The 20,305-nt window shown below is 35.8% G+C and carries 17 protein-coding genes; 12 read left to right on the top strand and 5 right to left on the bottom strand.

Annotated elements, in window-relative coordinates:
• Positions 1-707: 707 nt before the first annotated feature.
• The 4 genes from J7E63_RS21475 to J7E63_RS21460 all read left to right on the top strand — a co-directional run bounded on the left by J7E63_RS21475 (position 708) and on the right by J7E63_RS21460 (position 4,975).
• A complete protein-coding gene (locus J7E63_RS21475; protein WP_215016115.1) occupies positions 708-1,022 on the top strand; it encodes a nucleotide pyrophosphohydrolase in 315 nt (104 codons plus the stop codon).
• Entirely contained in the window at positions 1,019-2,866 is a 1,848-nt protein-coding gene (locus tag J7E63_RS21470) for a DUF2075 domain-containing protein (RefSeq protein ID WP_215016102.1), read from the top strand. Before J7E63_RS21475 ends, J7E63_RS21470 begins: the two co-directional genes overlap by 4 nt.
• Before the next feature lie 1,046 nt (positions 2,867-3,912).
• A complete protein-coding gene (locus J7E63_RS21465; RefSeq protein WP_215016100.1) occupies positions 3,913-4,158 on the top strand; it encodes a hypothetical protein in 246 nt (81 codons plus the stop codon).
• A gap of 643 nt (positions 4,159-4,801) precedes the next feature.
• On the top strand, positions 4,802-4,975 hold the full coding sequence (locus J7E63_RS21460; protein ID WP_215016098.1) for a hypothetical protein: 174 nt from the start codon (positions 4,802-4,804) through the stop codon (positions 4,973-4,975).
• 43 nt (positions 4,976-5,018) lie between these two features.
• Here the strand turns inward: J7E63_RS21460 and J7E63_RS21455 are convergent, their stop codons facing one another.
• Positions 5,019-6,035, bottom strand: coding sequence for a TDT family transporter (locus J7E63_RS21455; protein ID WP_215016095.1), 1,017 nt, complete (start codon positions 6,033-6,035; stop codon positions 5,019-5,021).
• 323 nt (positions 6,036-6,358) lie between these two features.
• Here J7E63_RS21455 and J7E63_RS21450 point away from each other — a divergent pair, with 323 nt between their 5' ends.
• The 3 genes from J7E63_RS21450 to J7E63_RS21440 all read left to right on the top strand — a co-directional run bounded on the left by J7E63_RS21450 (position 6,359) and on the right by J7E63_RS21440 (position 11,420).
• Positions 6,359-7,162, top strand: coding sequence for an RQC domain-containing protein (locus tag J7E63_RS21450; RefSeq protein ID WP_215016087.1), 804 nt, complete (start codon positions 6,359-6,361; stop codon positions 7,160-7,162).
• Between the two features lie 381 nt (positions 7,163-7,543).
• Positions 7,544-9,622: an McrB family protein gene (locus J7E63_RS21445; protein WP_215016085.1), complete on the top strand. Its 2,079-nt coding sequence runs from the start codon at positions 7,544-7,546 to the stop codon at positions 9,620-9,622.
• On the top strand, positions 9,606-11,420 hold the full coding sequence (locus tag J7E63_RS21440) for a DUF2357 domain-containing protein (protein ID WP_215016074.1): 1,815 nt from the start codon (positions 9,606-9,608) through the stop codon (positions 11,418-11,420). The genes J7E63_RS21445 and J7E63_RS21440 overlap by 17 nt, the downstream gene beginning before the upstream one ends.
• Before the next feature lie 188 nt (positions 11,421-11,608).
• Here the strand turns inward: J7E63_RS21440 and J7E63_RS21435 are convergent, their stop codons facing one another.
• A complete protein-coding gene (locus J7E63_RS21435; protein WP_215016192.1) occupies positions 11,609-11,737 on the bottom strand; it encodes a YjcZ family sporulation protein in 129 nt (42 codons plus the stop codon).
• Positions 11,738-12,236: 499 nt separating this feature from the next.
• On the opposite strand from J7E63_RS21435, the gene J7E63_RS21430 reads away from it, so the two are divergent.
• Together J7E63_RS21430 and J7E63_RS21425 are read left to right on the top strand one after the other, a co-directional pair.
• Positions 12,237-12,704, top strand: a complete 468-nt coding sequence (locus J7E63_RS21430) for a DUF3291 domain-containing protein (protein ID WP_215016063.1) — start codon at positions 12,237-12,239, stop codon at positions 12,702-12,704.
• Positions 12,705-12,850: 146 nt separating this feature from the next.
• Positions 12,851-13,066 carry a DUF1540 domain-containing protein gene (locus J7E63_RS21425; protein ID WP_215016061.1) on the top strand — a complete coding sequence of 72 codons (216 nt, stop codon included), beginning with the start codon at positions 12,851-12,853 and terminating at the stop codon, positions 13,064-13,066.
• 58 nt (positions 13,067-13,124) lie between these two features.
• Here J7E63_RS21425 and J7E63_RS21420 read toward each other — a convergent pair whose 3' ends face one another.
• Positions 13,125-13,880, bottom strand: coding sequence for a DUF3891 family protein (locus tag J7E63_RS21420; RefSeq protein ID WP_215016059.1), 756 nt, complete (start codon positions 13,878-13,880; stop codon positions 13,125-13,127).
• Between the two features lie 411 nt (positions 13,881-14,291).
• On the opposite strand from J7E63_RS21420, the gene J7E63_RS21415 reads away from it, so the two are divergent.
• The 3 genes from J7E63_RS21415 to J7E63_RS21405 all read left to right on the top strand — a co-directional run bounded on the left by J7E63_RS21415 (position 14,292) and on the right by J7E63_RS21405 (position 18,169).
• A complete protein-coding gene (locus tag J7E63_RS21415) occupies positions 14,292-15,659 on the top strand; it encodes a sigma-54 interaction domain-containing protein (protein WP_215016056.1) in 1,368 nt (455 codons plus the stop codon).
• A 95-nt stretch (positions 15,660-15,754) separates the two neighbouring features.
• Positions 15,755-16,747, top strand: coding sequence for an agmatinase (speB, locus tag J7E63_RS21410; RefSeq protein ID WP_215016049.1), 993 nt, complete (start codon positions 15,755-15,757; stop codon positions 16,745-16,747).
• Between the two features lie 39 nt (positions 16,748-16,786).
• Positions 16,787-18,169: a purine-cytosine permease family protein gene (locus J7E63_RS21405; protein WP_215016037.1), complete on the top strand. Its 1,383-nt coding sequence runs from the start codon at positions 16,787-16,789 to the stop codon at positions 18,167-18,169.
• A 169-nt stretch (positions 18,170-18,338) separates the two neighbouring features.
• Here the strand turns inward: J7E63_RS21405 and J7E63_RS21400 are convergent, their stop codons facing one another.
• Together J7E63_RS21400 and J7E63_RS21395 are read right to left on the bottom strand one after the other, a co-directional pair.
• On the bottom strand, positions 18,339-18,662 hold the full coding sequence (locus tag J7E63_RS21400; protein ID WP_308161990.1) for a DoxX family protein: 324 nt from the start codon (positions 18,660-18,662) through the stop codon (positions 18,339-18,341).
• Between the two features lie 155 nt (positions 18,663-18,817).
• The gene (locus J7E63_RS21395) at positions 18,818-20,302 is read right to left on the bottom strand and encodes an amidohydrolase (RefSeq protein WP_215016033.1); all 1,485 of its coding nucleotides are present in this window, start codon (positions 20,300-20,302) and stop codon (positions 18,818-18,820) included.
• Positions 20,303-20,305: the final 3 nt, after the last annotated feature.

The following is a 20,305-nucleotide window of genomic DNA, read 5'->3' as shown; positions in this document are numbered from 1 at the left end:
TTTGGGATTAGGTTTAGAAATTGATATTATGGGAGCGAACTATATCAGCCCAGCAAGATTTGAACTGATAAATAGCTAATGTGACAATCAAAACAATGGAAATGTGCTAGATATGTAATTAAATTTGATGGATGAAGTTCCTAAAAGTTTTATAAATACTTAACTTCAATTAAACATGAAGTTATCGATAAAGCCTTAAAGGGGAAGTCTTTGGTTAGTTGGAGGAGCAGAACTTAAGCCGTTAATTATTAAAATTAGACAAATGGGGATTACCCTTCAGTATACAGATAAAGGGAGTCGAGCGACTAAGTATAGACTTGGGAGGTCTACGATTACATGGGATAGAAATATTAAGTAAGGCGTAACCAATTGTGGTTAGGCCTTTCTGTATGCAGTCATGTTTATTAACAAGTCATCAATTACCGTATGGGCGCGGATATGTGAACTATTAGTCGAAAAAATGGTGTCCATGGCAACGTGGGACTTTAAGAAGTCTTAGGAAAATAGTTGGTCTAAAGTAAAAGTCTTTACTTTTATTAAAAAATATACAACCTAGCAAAAAGGTGCGCATAAACGCAGAAATTAATCGATGAATAATCATCACATAATATTATTATAAAGTGTTTATATAAAATTCTAGTGTTAAAATAAGGTAATAATAGAATTAATTATATCATTGGAATAATGTTCCATAGGAGAGATAAAGAATGAAAGGGATTCAAAAAAAGATCTTAGACTTCCGTGATGAAAGAGATTGGAAAAAGTACCACAATGAAAAAGATTTGGCCATATCGATTTCCCTTGAGGCAAATGAACTGCTTGAAAATTTTCAGTGGCGTAATAGTGAAGAAGCAATTGCTAAATCCAAACAAAATATAAAGGAAGAAATGGCGGATATTTTAATATATCTTGTCCAGCTTGCAGATAAAATGGGAATTAATCTTGAAGAGGAAGTCACAAACAAGCTGGTTAAAAACGCTATTAAATACCCAGTAGGTAAAAGTGAGGAAAAAATTAAATGATTATCTACAATGAGACCTCTTCAAATTTTTTAAACCATATTTATGAAAATAAAATTGGGTATGTTCTTAAGAAAAACGTTTTATCAAAAATGAACAAAGTAGTTTCAGGAAGTGAATTGAGGTCCTGGGAAAACTCACTCCCGCAAATGGCTAAGGTTTTAAGGGATGCAGATTTAAAAGAGGATACCCATGTATTATTGGAATATAAGCTGCCCTCATCTGAAAAGAGAATCGACTTTCTCGTTGCTGGCCAAGACGAACAGGGGACAAAAAATGCTGTCATCATTGAGTTGAAACAATGGCAGAAAGCAAAGGTTTCTGAAGGAGATGGTATTGTACGGACCTTTTTAGGAGGTAGAGAACGGGAAACGGTTCATCCTGCCTATCAAGCATCTTCTTATAAGAGATATTTGCAGAATTTCAATGAGTCACTTTATAGTGATTCAACCTCAATTCAGCTTCACTCTTGTGCTTATTTACATAATTATATTATGGCAAGTATCGGGGAGCCGCTGCTGGATAAGCGCTACAGCAGTTATATACAGGAGTCTCCTGTTTACTTCCAATTTAATGATCGGGATTTGGCAAGGAATATCCGGAAGCTGGTTTCAAAAGGGAATGGCAGGGAGATTGCTGACACCATTGAACATGGAAAAATTAGACCTTCTAAAAAATTGGTTGAAACAGTCGGATCATTAATTGAAGGCAATGAAGACTTTGTTTTACTAGATGAACAGAAGGTTGCTTATGAAAAAGTAGTCAGTAAATACAACCAATTCAAGGCACAGACGGATCAAAAACATGTCATTATAATAAAAGGCGGCCCAGGTACAGGGAAATCGGTCATTGGACTAAATTTAATGAGCTATATGCTAAAATCGAAAGCTTATGTGGAGTATATAACACCAAATCAGGCATTCAGGGAAGTACTCCGAAAAAAGTTAATTGGTTCTTCAGGCCATGTGGAGGTAAGAGATTTATTTAAAGGGTCGGCTTCTTACGTCCATGCACCTGAAAATTATTTTGATGTCCTTATATGTGACGAAGCTCATCGTCTAAAAGAGCAAGGCCATATGAAAAAGAAGATCGAAGGTGAAAATCAAGTAACACAAATCATTAGATCATCGCGAATAAGTGTGTTTTTTATTGATGACTTCCAGAAAATTTCTAAAAAAGATATTGGAAGTGTGAAAGAGGTAGAAAAAGAAGCGGCTAGATTTGGAGCTGACATCCACACTGTCGAACTTGAATCCCAATACCGCTGCTCAGGATCAGGAAATTACATCTCATGGCTAGATAGCATTCTCAATAATAATGAAGAAACATTTAAGCTTGAAGGGGATTTTGATTTTAAAATCGTCTCGAATCCTCAAGACTTGAAAGAGGAAATTGTTGATAAACGCGGTGGCAGATTGTTAGCCGGTTACGCATGGGATTGGAACAAAAATATTGTAGATGGAACGCTCGCTAATGATGTTGTCATTGAGGAGCATAATTTTGCTTTGCCATGGAATGACCCAAATAGAATTGACTGGGCCATTCATCCAGAATGTGCAAATCAAATCGGGTGTATTCATACAGTCCAAGGTCTAGAAATGGATTATGTCGGTGTGATTATTGGAAAAGATCTGGGCTATGATGAAGAAACTAAACAGCTCATAATAAGAAGAAATGAGTTTAAGGATAATGGTGCAAAACCTGCTAAGCCGAAAAAAGGACAGGTGGATCCACTAGTTGAACTTGTTCGGAATACCTATAAAACATTGATGACCAGAGGGATGAAGGGTTGTTATGTTTATTGTTGTGATAAGGGGTTGGAACGATATATAAGAAATCAATTGTAGATAAAATAACTGAATTGCTAATCTGTGGGGCACTCGCAGTCTTCAAAACTGCTTGAGACCTGGGTGCAGTTCTGGGAAGTTATGCAAACCTTGACAGGGTAGAGGACCACTTTGGTTCTTAAATTTATTTATAAGTTGTTACAAATCTATAAAGCTAAATATTTTTTCAGTTGAAATGTCAGAACATACCCCTTTTAGGGATGTTCTGGCATTTTTTTTTGGCATCATTTTGTCAAATTTAGTAGAATAACAGGAAGGACGAACTAGCCATTAGAGCGGTCATAATAAACATGGTCATTACCAAGAGTACATGCACAACAATTTTTTAAAAGAAGTAAAGGCCTTTACACTAAGAGGATTGGTTAAAGATTATATTACCTTAACCGAAACCACCAGTCAGCTTGGCGGCTGAGTTTTGATGAATGATTCTATGCCTTACTTCGTGACTAGACAGCGAGTTGTAGTGTGCGAGAAGGTTCAATATTTAAACATATCTTGTTAAATCAGGATATGAAAAGCATATTAAAATCAATCAGTTTACCTCGTTTTGTTAAAGTAGAAACAGTATTCGAAGCCGAACTAAATGATACTTCTATCAATCAAATATTCAGAAATTCTTATTTCACTTTTACTGGATAGAACAGAAAGAGTATAGGGTTCAATCCGAAGTTTTACAGTGGAAGCTAATAGGGAATCGGTCATTATTTCCCAAGGTGAAAATCGATGTTTCCTTAACACTCAAAAATGAACAGCAAAAGGTTGTAATCGACGCTAAGTTTTATAAGAATATCTTTCAAGAAAACTTTGGGAAGGCATCTTTCATAGTCATAATTAATATCAATTGCTTACCTATTTAATGTATCAGCCACAAGAAATGAGTTTGAGAGGAATATTAATTTACCCTTTTAACGGTGTGAATGTTGATGAAACCTTTTCATGGAAAATGATCGAATTACTATGGAAGTAATGACAGTAAATTTGGATGATTCCTGGAAGGAGATTTATGGGAAGTTGATATCGATTCTTTAAAATTCTGAGGTGAAAAAATGAACTCTATAAAAAGTCTAGCTATATTTGAACAATTGAAACAGCAGGGGAAAGGATATTTTATTATTACCGATACGGCAAACCCTACGAAGATTCATCATGTAACCTGCAGTTTTGTGAGTTCTAATAATTTCAAAACAAAAGTAATCGATAATAACAACAAAAATGGAGAGTACTATTGGATTGAACAATGGAAATCGTCTTCAGTTAAAAATGAAACGCCATGTAAAAAATGTTTGGAATGAATGAAGAAAGAGCAGGTTACTTAAAGAAAATGGGGTGTTTTTAAACAGAATTAAATAGTGTAGATTAAATATGGAAGATAAAGAGAAAGTTTATTATGCTTAGAAAGAGGTTAATATTTCCTGAAAAAAATATTCCTATAATAATATTTTTCTACTAATTAGATGGTCAATAAAAATATGCTCACAAAAAACCAGATCTATTTAGGCAATTCATGAGGTTGGTTTATTAGAACATCTTGACCAGTTCCCGTTTGAGAATGGAAATACACCTTTAGCCTATACTCATAGAATTTCTATTTTACTATTTCCTGAGTTATATATTGTTACTATCTCGAGAAATAAACTGAATATTATCGGAAAAAAGTTTGGAATAAGCAGGGCCTTAGGAATTCATTTTCATTCTTTGCAATTCCAAATTAGGGAAATAGTAAATGATTTTCTTGAAAAAGAAGGGCTTCAGAAAGAAAGTCCATATATAAAAATGGCTATTTCTGAATGGATTTGTAATTTATAGGTTTTGTTGATTGAATATTGATAAGAATATATTCAGGTATATTCTCTCAAAGATTTCTGAGGTGATCATCTTGAGTATTAGCAAAATGGATAAAAAACTTCTCATCAATTTTTAGGTGCTTTAGAAGGAATGAAAGAAATGGCTCAGAAAACACAGCAGAGACAAGAATTAAAAATCTGGTGTGATATTTCTATTTCTTTTACATTAAAAAATGCGCTTACAAGACTACTAAAAAACGAATTAAGTGAAATTAGAAATATTAAAACCAAGTTTCGAGACTTGGCTGGCAGACACATGCTTTAATTGGCAGCTAAAAATAAATATTCAAAATTAAAATGCTCCCCAATTAAAATGGAGAGCTTACTTCGTTTTTTTTACCAATTTGTCTGGATGATTGTTTAATAGCTTTTATGAGATCACTAAAACAAAGCATTAGTTCAAACATTAGAAGAATTATGACTACCCATACTCCTGCGTTTAAGATCGTGTCAATCACAATGGATCCAATAAATAAATGGGTATGGATAAGGGATGTTAAAGTATAAAACATTGCAAAAGTAAAAACTCTACTCCACTGTGTAACATCATAAATAAAGATCGCATTTTTAAAGCCATAGTGTTTAATCCGTTTAAAAAGCCTGTAGATTTCAATAGACTCAACCGTAATGAAAATAATTAGGGCTACTCTCCATATCAATCTTATGGTATCAATACTAATGATGCCTGTGACTAAACAGGCAATCCCGGAAATAGATAAAGCCCCATGTAAAATGCAGTTCGTATTGTTCCAATCCATTTCAATTGACCAAGAATTTTTTATGTATCTATATAAAATAAAGAAAACACAAACAAGATAAAAAATAAACCCTATGATTAGTAAGGATAGGTTATAGATGTCCGGAAATTCTTTGAAAACAGTGTTAAGTAAAAGGACTATCGATTGTGTGCTAACAGTAGTAAGCAGAAGAATTCCATGGACATTCCGATATGATTTTGTCCGAAAAATTTCTATAAAAGTTTTTACACTTACCCCAACATAAATAATCCACAGCACGATATTACCAAAAGCAATAATGACGGAAATAAATCCCCATTGGAAAAATTGTTTATAAAATAAGATGCCGCTGATGGATGTGCCAGCAACCCATGTGCCAATCCCAAAACGATTGATCCGATTGGAATAATGGATGTCTTTAAATTTTCCATCCAGGCTGGCAATAATAAACGAAAGAATAAAGGCAAACCAAAGGGATAGGTTAATAATGCTTAGAATTTTTCCAAAAATATGTTGGAAGAACTGGATACCAAAATAGTTTAATAGAACACCTTGCGTAACAATCCCAAATGCCATAACCATGGCCATGGTTGAAGTTCTAATATAAAGTTTTTTAAAAGTGAAAAATAAAATAATACAAACCATAAGGAAAATCAATATCAATAAATAAACCAAAGTTATCACCATAATAGTTTTAGATATTTAACAAGTATACCATCAATATATCTGGAGGTCTGCACATTTGTTCAGACTTAATTTTGATTGAGTTGTTAAAAGTTATTATTGGAGCAATTCGAAACAGGACACTTGAAGAGGAAGTGGAGAAAAAGAATGTCAATAATTGTTTTTAAGCCCATTTTTAAGGTGCTATACTTGTAATAGGTTGAGTTTATTTAAAATGAGGGATGACAATGGGTAAAAAAGGAAATCGAGTGGGATATGAACTTAATCCAAACGGAATTAAGTCTGTGCCAGACAATGAAATTAAAACCATTCTGCGTGGGGCAGATGATTTAATCATGAGTGGCGGCCGAGCTATGCTTGCCAAAATTCTTGCGGGATCGAAGGATAAAAAGTTATTAGAACTAGAATTGGACGACAGCCCTGTATACGGGGCATTTAAAGGTATTTCTCAAAAAGAGATCCTCGCAAAAATAGACTTTCTGATTCTTCACCATTATTTAGCCATCGAGTATAATGGCAGACTCCCATTGCTTGTCTATACCGATAAAGGCTGGGACATTGAACGAGAGACCTATGCAAATGAATTATTGAAAAAGATTATTGATGCTGCTGAAAATAGAAGATATGAATTTGTTGAAACATTAAAAGACCGGAACCGCGGCTTGATTCTTCTTTTATTAGAGAAAATTGCAGATTCAGGCAATAAAGAATTAATCACAATCTTGGATGCGTGGCAAATGATTGAATTTAAAAAAATTAGGACAAAAATCCAAGAAGTTATCGATATATTGGAGAAAGTAGAAGAAAAACCCAAAAGAGTAGATCAAGAAGTGATCTCTTTTTCTGCAAATAAACAATGGCTTTCTATTACTGAAAATATACGTAGAAAATTAGAACAAAATGTTTGGTGCAGTTCTTGTTGTGATGTTGTTAAGATCGAAAGATATACAGTCAAAGAATTTTCCAATGGAATTGTATTGGAAGGAAAATGTCAAAAGTGTGGTAATGACGTGGCAAGAGTTATTGACTAAAAGGAGAAATGATCATAGCCCTAAGACATTTAAAAGGTCCATTTTATTCCTTTGTATCAGAAGTAAATCAAAAACTAATGGATAAAACTTAAAGGAAAGAAATATGAAAACACTAATTTCAGCTACATAATGAATTGCAAAATAATTGGTGATTTAGAGATAAATGGCCAGAAACCATCCTAATAAAGGATCGTTTCTGGCTTTTTTATCTTTTTTATTTTTCCAATTCAATTGAGAAACGGGATCATGAAAATATTATTGTACAGTAGTATCCAAAAATTTACATAAAAATAGGTCTAAATATGAAAAATCTAGTAAAATAGGAAGAGATAGTATTATCTAAGTATAGGGATATAGTATGAAACCTGGGAGGTATTAGAAATGGAGAAAGAAATATGGAAGTGGATATTAGAAACATTTAACGATGAAGGAATAGCCAATATCGGTCAGAATATAGGGATTAAAATACCTGGATTTCGTCAAATCAATCCCCACCAAAAGAGATTTAAGATTTTAAGACCAGCACTTATACAGGAGATGATTCATCAACGAAATTCAAAAATGCTAAAGTATTTTTTTGATGAGATTGCTGAAGAGGAGGAAATGGTATCTTATCGGGGACGAAGTATGGAGGAACTACTTCTTGCTGTTGAAGAGGAGATGGCACCGTCTATCTTATTAAGTGTGCTGCTGTCGAGCGAGGATGAGGAGGACATTGAAAAAGCAGGTGAAATCTATCGTACATTAAGAGATGAAAATAAACTTGAAGCCTATGAAAATAGGAGAGAAGGAAATGTCGAAGAGGTTGAGAGTACGGAAGAGGAAAGCCAAGTAAACCACCTGCGGGATGAGTTGAAGCAAGCGTTGCAAAAAAATGTAAAACTAGAAAGGAAGCTTAAAAAACTGGAGCAAAGGATTGAAGAGTTAAAGGATAAAGACTCGATTGCCCAGATTGCTTTTAAAAATGAGAGAAAACAACTGAAGGATGAAAAAAAGGTATTATCGCAGGATAATCATTCACTTAAAAATGAAGTAGGTTCTTTAACGAAAAAAGTAATCCAACTTTCGTCTGAAAAGGAGGTAAATCAAAAGAAGTTGGAAAAACAGACGAATGCTTTAAAAGCAAAAGACGAAGAAATCGCCAAATTACATGCACAAATGCTAAAAGAAAGAACGGAGCATGAAAAAGCTTTGGCTGCCAAAGAATTAGAAATGGCAGAGGCTCGTACTGCTGCTTCTAATGAAATGACGTTTGCTGATTTACTGGCAGCGGAAGGTCAAATAGCTGCAACAATTGAAACAGCCCCAACAAAACAGGTTGAATCAGACCAGAAACCACATGAACTAACTGAAGAACTGTTAATGAAAGAATTTGATCGTGTCACACATGAATTAGGTTTAATATATGACAAAAAGGATCTCTTTAATTTCCATACGGCGATGAAATCTTCTAATCTCGTGATTTTGGCAGGGATGAGTGGGACAGGTAAATCTAAACTTGTTCTAGCATATGGGAAGGCACTAGGTTTGTTTGACAATCACCAGATGACCTTTATTCCTGTTCGCCCGGCATGGACAGATGACGCAGATTTAATCGGGTATGCGGATACCCTTCAAATGGTTTATCGTCCCGGTGACTCTGGGTTGATTAATGCTCTGATGAGTGCGAAAGAAAATAGTAAAATGCTTCATATTATTTGTTTTGACGAAATGAATCTTGCCAGGGTTGAGCATTACTTTTCACAATTTCTTTCAGTTCTTGAGAATGAACCCGGACCACAAAGAGTGCTGCAGCTTTATAATGGGGATCTCAAAAATAATCTTACCAATTCAACACAATATCCACCTGCTATCCCGATCGGAGATAACGTAATCTTTGTAGGTACCGTAAATTTGGACGAGTCGACTTACCATTTTTCGGACAAGGTTCTTGATCGCGCCAATGTTATCACCTTAAATGTCTTAAACTTTGGCAATCTTAGAAAGGTATCGAAGGAGGAAAAAGGAACTACCATATTGAAGGAGAATAGAACCGTTTCTTTGGAATTATTCAACAACTATAGAAATCACACCAAAGACATTCATATGCAAGATCGTGAATTAGCTCTGTTATGGGAGATTCACCAGGAATTACAAAAGGTGAATAAGAATTTAGGTGCCGGACCAAGAATTGTCCGCCAGATTGACATGTATCTAAAAAACTTGCCAAAATCGCAACACTTTACGAGAGCGGAGGCATTCGATAAGCAAATTGTCCAACGGATCCTTACAAAAGTAAGAGGACCAGAAGAGCAGCTTAAAAAGTTTATTGGTACCTATGATCTTCACACCGAGAACATAGTAGACAGTAAATTAGTAGAAATCCTAGACGGTTATCACGAGATTTCAGAGTTTTATGAAACTAGAAATGTTTTAATTCACAAGGCGAAAGAGTTGAAATTAAATGGCTATACCCTCTAAAGGATTTGAGGTCATTTTTTCACAGAAATTCGGGGAGCAAGATCATTTCATTCATTTGGACCGTTTTTTTACCAACGAGTTTGAAATTTTCCAGAAAAGAGAAGAAAACTACATTGAAATCAAAGAAAATATCGGGTTAACTGTAACCTTCTGCTCAAATAAGGACGATGCCAAGTTCTTCATGGATGGTCTTGAATCACTTCCAGAAACCATGCTTCATGTTAACCCATTAGAACGAGAGGTTTATCTATCACCCTCGGAAAAACCTGTTACGCTTTTTGACCATACGAAGGCATATTATCCCCTTATACCTGGACTCTATCGTATAGTGGTTGTTTATGATGGACAACGATATTTTAGTTGTGTCAAGGTGATACCAAAACAGATAGAAGAAACACAGTGGGAAATCATGAAGCAAGAGGTTGAAAAGGAAGTAAGCGGACTAGCTCGTGAAGTCATTTTACGAAAAAATGGATTGAATCATAGTATAGGTGGTATTTCACAAGGGTTGCTCGAACAATTTATCGTCATCAACAACCGATTTCCTTCAGTCATGGCCGCGCTTAGTGATTTATATCGAAAGGTCAACTATCGTATTAGCAAGGATTATCAGGTCGTCCCAAAAGAAAAGGCACGGTTTGTTGATGAAAAAACCATTCGGCACCGTGTAAGGAATCCGGATCAAAGACAGGTTTTAATGACACCTCACAGCTCGATAAACTATGATCTACTAGAAAATCGATTCGTGAAGAAGATCATTATTTCCATTTCAAAAACCTTAACCGGTTTTATGGAAGGCGTTCAAAATACGAAAATAAGCATTAGAAATTCGAAGGATGCTGGACCGTTTCGGACCGTGGTAGAAAAAGAGAGAACACTGTCTGAACTAAAAAAACTAGGTGAAGTGGCTGGAAAGATGAGAGGAGCGATTCAGTGGATTAAAACGGCTCCGTGGTTTGAAAGTATTGGAACCTACCAAGCTTCAGATATTCCACCTGTTATGAATAGTGACCCGAGATATCGTGCCCTTTACCAGCTTTATCGGGAACTCAAAAATGAGCAATTCCAATTACATATCCATCAATCCTATAGCTATCAGTGGAAACGTACTGACAAGCTCTATGAAATATGGGGTTATCTTCAGTTCATAAAGACTCTTGCTGAGGAAGAATTAGGGTTTGTTCCTGAAAAAGGATGGTTATATAGTCAAACGCTAGAGGGAAACAATCTGTTGGTCCCGACACTTTCATCAAATACGGAAGTGGTATTTAGAAAAAATGAGCTAAGAATGCATTTAGTATATGAAGCCCTTCTGCCATCACAAAGCAGGCTTACCACCATGAAGGATCCGTTGTACACAAGAGGAACACATAACTGCCCGGATGGACGTCTAGATGTATATTGGAATGAAATATTCATCGGTACCATCATATTCGATTTTAAATACCGCCCAAGAAACTCCATCTGGAACGAGAAGTTAATTGTGAATAACCAACAAAACGAGGTCATGCGGCAGCTGGTCAGTTACGGGGTTCATCTCCATTCTCCCTATTTATTTGGGGATGGCAGCTATCCGTTAGTAAGCACATTGAGCCCTGTTCAAGAAGTTTGGGCCATCTATCCCAACCGTTATGGAATGTCTGGGAGTAAAGAATACCCTGATCATAAAGTAAGTCTAATCGAACTGACTCCAGGATTGGATCATATCTACTTTGTTGAAAAATTAAAGTTGTCGATTGATAAACTAGTGCAACGAAGCAGGACTGTCATGGAGTTCTTGGATTATCTTAAAGTTTAGTGTTTTTAATGAATTGGGGATTTATAATCTTATTAAAGATTAAATAGCTGAGTCGTTTTTATAGGTTAAACATAGAAGCTTTGCTTACATGAAAGGGACATGGGATCGTACCATGTCCCTGGCTTTTGTCATCTAACTCGAAAAGATCTTTTTGTTTTTTGAAGAGCTTTTAATTAGGTTTGCCCTAATTAAAAGCAGAAAGCAATTGCACCGATAATGATTAATAAAATAAACAACACGATGATAATGATAAAACTTCCCCACCCACGAACATTAACACAATGTCCTTGAAAAGGAGTCGCATAGCCGTAAGACATTGGAGCCTGGGGAATAGCATTAGAGTAATCACTAAGATTAGGGATTGCGTTATTATACATTCAAACACTACCTTTCGATTGTATGGAGGGTAATTAGGCTAACACCCTTTATAATATACTTAGAGATGAAATTGGAGCCCGTATATATAAAATTATTGAGTGAGTGCCGGTCACCACTCGAGTTTCGAAGATTTTTGCAGAAATAAAAAAAGTGCAGCCACCCTTCAATGGGTGTATGGAGACTACACTTTTCTTGAAAATTTTACAAAGGTAATTAACAATTAGCATGGAAAAACAGTTAAGATTATCACCTTTCTTTTCTTATTAGGATTAGCAATTCCCCATTTAATTTCATCTGTTATATCCACTGCTTATTTTTTAAATCAAATGATTAATTATCATCCTGGAAAACAACGAATGATGGTAAGTTTGTTCAACAGGAATTAGTCCAGAGTTTCTTGAATATATGTAGGTAAAAAGTGTAAATGGAGAGATAATTATGGCTTTTGTTGCGATCTATACTGTCGGTAGACTAAAACATCCGTATGAGCATCCTGCCTCTCGTGAGTTTTTTGAGGTGGGATACGAAGTGATTCGCCAGGCTGCTAAATCAGGGCATCTTATAGAGGAGTTTTCACCTAATGGAGTGCCATTCCCTGAGGAAGTTATCCAAGGGGAGGGTGTACCTATTCTTACACTAACGGTATGGAAAAGCCTTCAATCTTTATATCGTTTTACGTATTCAGGTCAACACAAGCAAGCCATACGAGACAGGAACAAGTGGATTGAAGCTCATCAAGAGAAACAACCTACATATGTGGTGTGGTGGACGGAGAAGGTGAAGGATGTATCCTGGGAGGAGGCATTCAAGAGATACAACTATTATATTCAGCATGGACCCACTCCTTTTGCGTTTGACTATAAGCTCGCATTTGATGAAGTAGGAGAGACGTTCTTGGTTAAATAGAATGTACTGATTATAAAAACAGATCAATTCAAATGGGTGATAATTTTTACTAGTATCTGTTTTTATATTTTTTGTATCCAGTGAATGAAAAAATTGTTTTTACAAAAAATAATAAAGCAACAGGTCATTAACTAGGAGGTAAGACAATGCCTAACGTTGAAGTATCTTGTGCGATTTCCAACTGTTCGTTTTATGGACAAGGAAATGTTTGTACTGCGGAAAAAATTATGGTTGAACTAGATAACCATGCAAGATATGACACAGAAATGTCTTCCGAATTAGGTGAAAAGAATCATATAGATACGGCAGGTACTTCAGCCGAAACCTGTTGTAAAACCTTTAAACCTAAACGCAGATCTTAGATAAACGATTTACCGGTGGAAAGCATTTTTTCGGAAAATGCTTTCCACAGGTTTTCACCTAATTAAACGCTATCTTCCTTATAGTAACAGGGGTATCCTTGTATGCCTGTAAGATGCCATGTTCCTCTATTTGGTCTTTTCTTACAGCCCTATAAGGCAGTTTTACTTCTAATTCACCTTTCAGAGGGGAGAAGGAGAGCGAAACCGTTTCTTGGTTTTTCCAATGAGCATCGATGGGTTTGTCCGTAACAAAAGGAAATAACTGTGGAAATCCATTTCGAAAAAAGGGATGTATCCTTTTATTATCTCCAGGTTCATTTAAACAAATATACAGGGAAAGATAATCACAAAATTTTAACAGATCTAAGTGGTACATTAAAGTTTCATTCTTATTCTCGTTTCCCACTATTTGCAATCCCTTTAAAAGTTGCTCTTGTCTTTGCTTTTCTTCATTCCAAAATTCCCTGACTGCGGGCTCAGTAGCATCCTGGATGAATGATGAATAGTGTAAACTGCATAAAAGTCCAGCATACTTGCTCATTTTTTCAACTTCATTCAATCCCTTTTTATAAAAAGAAATTTTAAGCACTATCGGGTAGTCGATAAAAGAGTACGGCATCTCCGTTTTATCATTCCATACAGGAGAAGTATCCAGTTCTATCCAGCCTCTGTCATGTTCTTGGATCGCCAGTTGAACTTCTTGGGTTCGTGTATGATCAAAAAAATAATCATCTTTACAGTTTCGGGCGATTTCCCCTGCAATTTTGGCGTGATCATTCTGAGTTACCATAAAATAGCTTTGTTCTCTTTCCATTATAATCAATTTCGTTAATCCTTTCTTTGCAAAACTACACCAGTTTGTATTTCTCTTGTTTTTATATTTACCACTTATCCAGCAAAATATCTAAACGAGCACCAAAAGCGAATAGAAGGAAGCCGGTATGAAGTAAGGGAACCTTTGTTAAAAGAAGGGCTGCGATCAAAATACCAATTAAAGGTATCACTGCATTTTTAATAGCTTAATTAACATTCGGTTAGTGAAGGCCGAAAGAACCGTCCCCCCATTAACCGTCCACTAACCCCATTTTTTCAACCTCAGTTATTCCTGCTATTAAAAATTCAAATCATTTTAATATTGATATAAACGAAATAAAAAGATTTAAAATAGTTTGAATTATTAGTCACTTTTGATTATGATTAAATCAAAAATGACTAGGTGATGAAAATGAATAATAGCTGGGATGATTCGATACTTTTAAACCATATTTTAGAACATTCTTTTGATGAAATCTTTATTGCGGATGCAACGGGATTGGTTTTATTTGCAAGTCAATCTACGGAAACTGTATTTGGTATTCCGTGTGAGCAAATCGTTAATCATAATATTTTCGAACTTGAAAAACAAGGACTTTTTTCTCCCTCTGTCATTGCTAGCGTGCTAAGAACTAACAAGGAAATAACGCTAATTCAAGAAACAAATCATAATAGAAAACTAATCATCTCCGGATATCCGGTTTATGATCAATCAGGAATATTAATAGGTGCTACGAGTTTTTCAAGAGATATAACCGAATTTGAGTCCTTAAGAAAAGAAAATGAGAAAGTAGCAAAAGCATTACTAAAATTTCAAGAAGAAAATGAAAAATTACGAAAACAGGCGACTCAACAATTCTTTATAAGTAATGGAAAAATGGAAAAAGTATTTGAAGTTGTGTCAAAGGTAGCAGATATAAACGTTACCGTATTACTCGAGGGTGAGTCGGGGGTTGGTAAAAACCATATTGCTTATAAAATTCATCAAATGTCATCAAGAAAGGCTGAACCCTTCATTGATGTAAACTGTGGTGCAATACCTGAATCTTTATTTGAATCAGAGCTTTTCGGTTACGAGGAGGGAGCTTTTACCGGGTCTAAAAAAGGGGGTAAGAAGGGGTACTTTGAAATAGCAGGAAAGGGAACTCTTTTTCTAGATGAAATTGGTGAACTGCCATTGAATCTACAAGTAAAATTATTGTCGGTTTTGCAAAATCAAACCCTAATGAGAATTGGAGGAACAAAAAAAATTGAGGTAAATTGCAGAATTATTTGTGCTACAAATCAAAACTTAGAAAAGATGATCAAAGAAAGGAAATTTAGAGAAGATCTCTATTACCGAATCAATGTCGTAAAAGTAGAGATTCCACCGCTAAGGGAACGAAAGGAAGAAATCATTCCATTAATTTACGAGATTACTGAACAATTGAATCGTAAATATCAATTGAATACATATTTTACCCCAACAATGGCTGCTTGGCTAAGCCAGCAAAATTGGCCGGGAAATGTCAGAGAATTACGAAACTATATTGAAAAGAAAATGATCACATCTAGTGGGAACGAAATAGACCTTGATTGGGGAGAAGAGGAAACAAAAAAGGATTCCTTCACCCAGTCAACGAAAGAAATTCCCTTAAATGATTATATAGAAACACTTGAAAAGGAGTATATTGTGCGAATGTATCATAAATATCCCAGTAGCATTAAACTTGCAGAAATATTGGGAATCAGCCAATCGACTGCCAATCGGAAAATACTAAAATATGTTGAGCAAAGGTAGTCATTTTTGACTATAACGTTCTCTTAAACACTGTCTTTATTAGTTGGCATGAAAATTGCAATCTTTAAGAATAGAAACTTAAAGGAGGCTATTTTATGTCAAATCAAGATGAAAAGCAGTTTTTGAATTTACCTTTTACTGGTATCTGCACTTTTGGAAAATATCCTGTTTGTTCAGATATTAATCAACTAGATGCGGATGTAGCCGTTATTGGAGTTCCAAATGATATGGGTACTCAATGGAAATCTGGAGCAAGAATGGGTCCAAGGGGGATTCGTGAAGGATCTACACTTTACAGTTTTGGATTAAATGGTGCTTACGATATTGAAAAAGATATTACGTATTTGGGGCCAAGATGGAAAGTAGTAGATTGCGGCGATGTGGACATGGTTCATGGAGATATGATGCAATCTCATGAAAACACAGAAGAAGCCATTAGAAAGATTGTTTCAAAAGGAGCGATGCCGGTTGTATTAGGCGGAGATCATTCCATTACCATTCCAGTTGGTAAAGCTTTAGAAGAGTTAGGGCCTTTTCATGTTATTCAAATCGATGCACATTTGGATTGGGCGGATCATCGTTCAGGGCAAAGGTATGGGCATGGAAGCTGTATCCGTCGTTTATCTGAAATGGACCATGTTCAGAAAATTTTCCAATTTGGAATTCGAGGAATTTCCAGCAGTTTGAAGGAAGATGTGGATGCAGCACGAGAATATGGAAGTGTTATTTTATCACCGCGCCAAATTAGGAAAATGGGAATTGAAAGGGTGATAGAACTACTTCCAGAAGGAGAAAAATACTATATTACCCTAGATATTGATGGTTTGGATCCTTCAGTAGCACCCGGAACAGGTACCCCTTCACCAGGAGGATTTATTTACGATGAAGTAAATGAATTGCTTGAAGGAATAGCTAAAAGAGGAAAAGTGATTGGCTTTGATTTGGTCGAAGTAGCACCGCCATATGACCCAGCTGGAATGACCGGTCAAGTAGGTGCACGGCTTGCATTGGATTTACTCAGCTTTGTTTTAAAGGAAAAAGAAAACATAGATGAACGCAAGTTGAATAAGGAAGAAGTTCACTCCTAAGATAAGTCACCAAAATAATATATTTCAGGGGGCAGATCTATGAAAATTGAGACAAGAAGTATTGAGTATATTCCAGCCAATGAACGTCATGGAAAACCAAGAGGATTGTTTGCAGTTTGGTTTGCTGCAAATATGCATATTACCACACTTGTGACAGGAGCATTATGTGTCACTTTTGGCTTGAATCTTTTTTGGAGTGTTGTAGCTATTATTGTTGGTAATTTAATAGGAGCAATTTTTATGGCTTCACATTCTGCTCAAGGACCTAAACTCGGTATCCCCCAAATGATTCAAAGCCGTGCACAATTTGGTGTTATTGGAGCCGTGATTCCCTTAATTCTAGTTATTTTCATGTATTTGGGTTTTTTTGCAAGCAGTGGTTTGTTAGGTGCACAAGTATTGAGCAGTGCCTTAGACCTTAATTTAACTTTGAGTATCATTGTTCTTAATATCATCACCTTTATCGTGACAATGATTGGCCATGATCTTATTCATAAGATGCAAAAGTATTTGACATGGGTGTTCTTTCTTGTATTCATAGCTGCAACGTTTATTGTCTTCCAATTACCCGTTCCGTCAGGAAGCTGGTCTCCAGCTGAGTTCAATCTACCAATCTTTATGTTAAGTGTTAGTGTGGTAGCAACCTGGCAGATCTCATTTGCACCCTATGTCGCTGACTATTCAAGGTATTTGCCAATTGATACGAATTACTCAAAAACGTTTTGGTATACGTATGCAGGGACTGTTTTAGGCACTGTTTGGATGATGATTTTAGGAGTTTTATTGACTACGGCCATTCCGAATTTCCTAAGTAATTCCGGCACGAATCTCGCTAATCAGTTTGGAAGTTTTTCGTTTCTTTTAATTGCTGTGATCATCCTAGGTCAGTTCTCCATCAATGTTTTTAATTTATATGGCGCCTTTATGTCAACCATATCTACTGTTGAGCCTTTTTCAAAAATAAAAGTAACCCCAAAAGTAAGAATGTTCTTTATCTTTGGAATTGGAACAGTTGGAACTTTACTGGCCATTTGGGGTCAGGGAAATTTCTTGTCCAATTTTATCAACTTTATCTTATTTATTAGTTACTTTTTAATTCCATGGACAGCTATTAACCTCATTGATTTTTATGTCCTGCGTCACGGGGAGTATAGTATAAAAGATATTTTTGATTTAAATGGAAAATATGGAAAAGTAAACAAAATTACTGCTATATCGTTCCTCGTTTCAATTATCGCCGAAGTTCCATTCATGAACACCTCTTTCTATGTAGGACCTGGTGCGAAAGCAATGGGAGGAGCCGACATAGCTTGGATATTAGGATTGGTGGTTCCATCAGTACTCTATTATGTAATGATGAAAAGAAAATTGAAGGAACCGTCCCAGGTACCAGTCTCGTATGAAGATAGTAAAACATCTTAAAATTAGTTAAGTAATGAAGTAGAAAATGGAATTATTTTTAAAGGGGTAGGAAGCGGGAATACGTGATTCCTTTTCTATCCTTTTTTGTTCACTAGACTTCTGAAGTATCGTTTAGCTAAATTAAATCCTTACAAACGTTTGGAACTGCACCTCAAAAAACAGGCAAATCTTAGTTGGCCTTGTATAGATAAACAAGCAAAACTAACATAACAATGTCTAAACGGGCACCAAAAGCGAATGGAAGGAAGCCAGTGTGCAGTAAAGGAACCTTTGTTAATAGAATGGCTGCGATCATAATACCAATTAAAGGTACCACTGCATTTTTAACAGCTTTATTAACCAATAGTAAAATTCCGCAAACTATTTCTAGAAAAATAATAATCTTTAACATCATGTGGGGATATGGCAGTCCTAATCCAAGAAAATGATTCGCTACTTCGGTACCCATTAATTTCATAAGTGCTGAGGTAATAAAAACATAAGCAACAGTAATTCTAATAAGTTTATTTGGATATAAAATAAAAATCCCCCCCTTTGTATATCTTTATGCAAGAAGAGGGACAGACCATTACAAAAAACCAACATACAGTAAAAATGATTAAAAGCTTGAGGATAATCCCTCAAGCTTCGGTTTTTGTGTTGAATACATCATTCACTCGTTGGTTTTTGTTGATGATAGGGAAGAGTTTTCTCTACTTCTGCTACTTGTTTAAAGATTCCTTCCATATCCTTCAGATCTTTCTTGTAATCATAGGTTTTAAGCTTTTTGTTTTCTACAATCAATTTCCCATTAACGATCACATCGATTACATTTTGCGGTCCTGCTGCATACGCTAACGTTGCATATGGATCAAAGGTTGGAAAGGTATTAGGCGCATGAGTGTCTACAATAATAATATCTGCATATTTCCCAACTTCTAATGAGCCGATTTTTTTATCCAGCCCTAGAGCTTTTGCTCCACCAATTGTGGCAAGTTCGACAACCTTACTTGGCGGCATTACGCTTTGATCTTTGTTGACCAATTTGTGAATTCTTGCCGCATAACCGGCTGTTCCGAATACATCCATGGTGTTCGAGCTCATTGGCCCATCTGTACCCAATCCCATTTTAATCCCTGCTTTATCAATCTTAATAGCTGGTGCCACACCGGTTGCCCCTTTTGTATTCGCTATTGGATTATGGGCAATTGTGGCTCCTCTTTGTTTAATGATGTTAATGTCCTCATCATCAATATGGATGGCATGTGCAAGCATTGTATTTTCATCTAATATTCCTAAAGAATCCAAGTATTTTATGACGGAAGGATACTTCTGACCAAACTTGGTTTCTACTCTTTGTGCTTCATCAGCAAACTCTGCCGCATGAATCGCAAATGGTACCTGATATTTTTTAGCTAAATCTTTCGATGCCTTAATCATCTCAGGGCTAACTGTGTAGGGAGCATGGGCCACCACAGATGGCGTAATTAGTTCATGATTCTTATATTGTTTAATAAAGTCCTCTGCATATTTTAGTCCGCCATATGGTTCAGGAGCATCGACTGTTGGAAAGCTAATAACCGTTTCTCCAAGAACTCCTCTAATGCCAATCTTTTCTGTCGCTTTTGCTACTTCATCTTCGTGGTAATACATATCTGCATATGTCGTAACTCCGCCCATTGCCATTTCTATGACGCCATGAATGGATGCTTTATAAATAAGGTCCCTTGAAAGTAATTTTCCTTCTAGTGGAAAAAACACATCAAATAACCGATTGCCTACTCCTTCTTCACCAATACTTCTAAACGCAACCATTGGAACATGATTATGAGTATTTATCATTCCCGGCATCACAATATTACCATTGGCATTAATGACTTTAGAGGCTTTATATTGTTTTTCCAAATTTTCATCGCCAATTGCAATGATTTTCTTATCCTTTATTACAACTGTCCCTTTGACAAAGGCATCCTTTTTCGCATTCATCGTTAAGATGTGCCCATTCTTAATCACAAGATCTGCCTTTTGATTATTCCATGGGATTCTTGCTGCTTCCACACTCATCGCTTTCGTATTAGGATAAAAGGCTCCTATTAAAATAGATGCTGTAACCAAAACGACCATCGACAATTTATAAAGTATTCTGAGTCTCATTTA

This window comes from Bacillus sp. ISL-75 (assembly GCF_018613095.1).
Note: the sequence above shows the minus strand (reverse complement) of the source record. Positions and strands in the feature narration are given on the sequence as shown.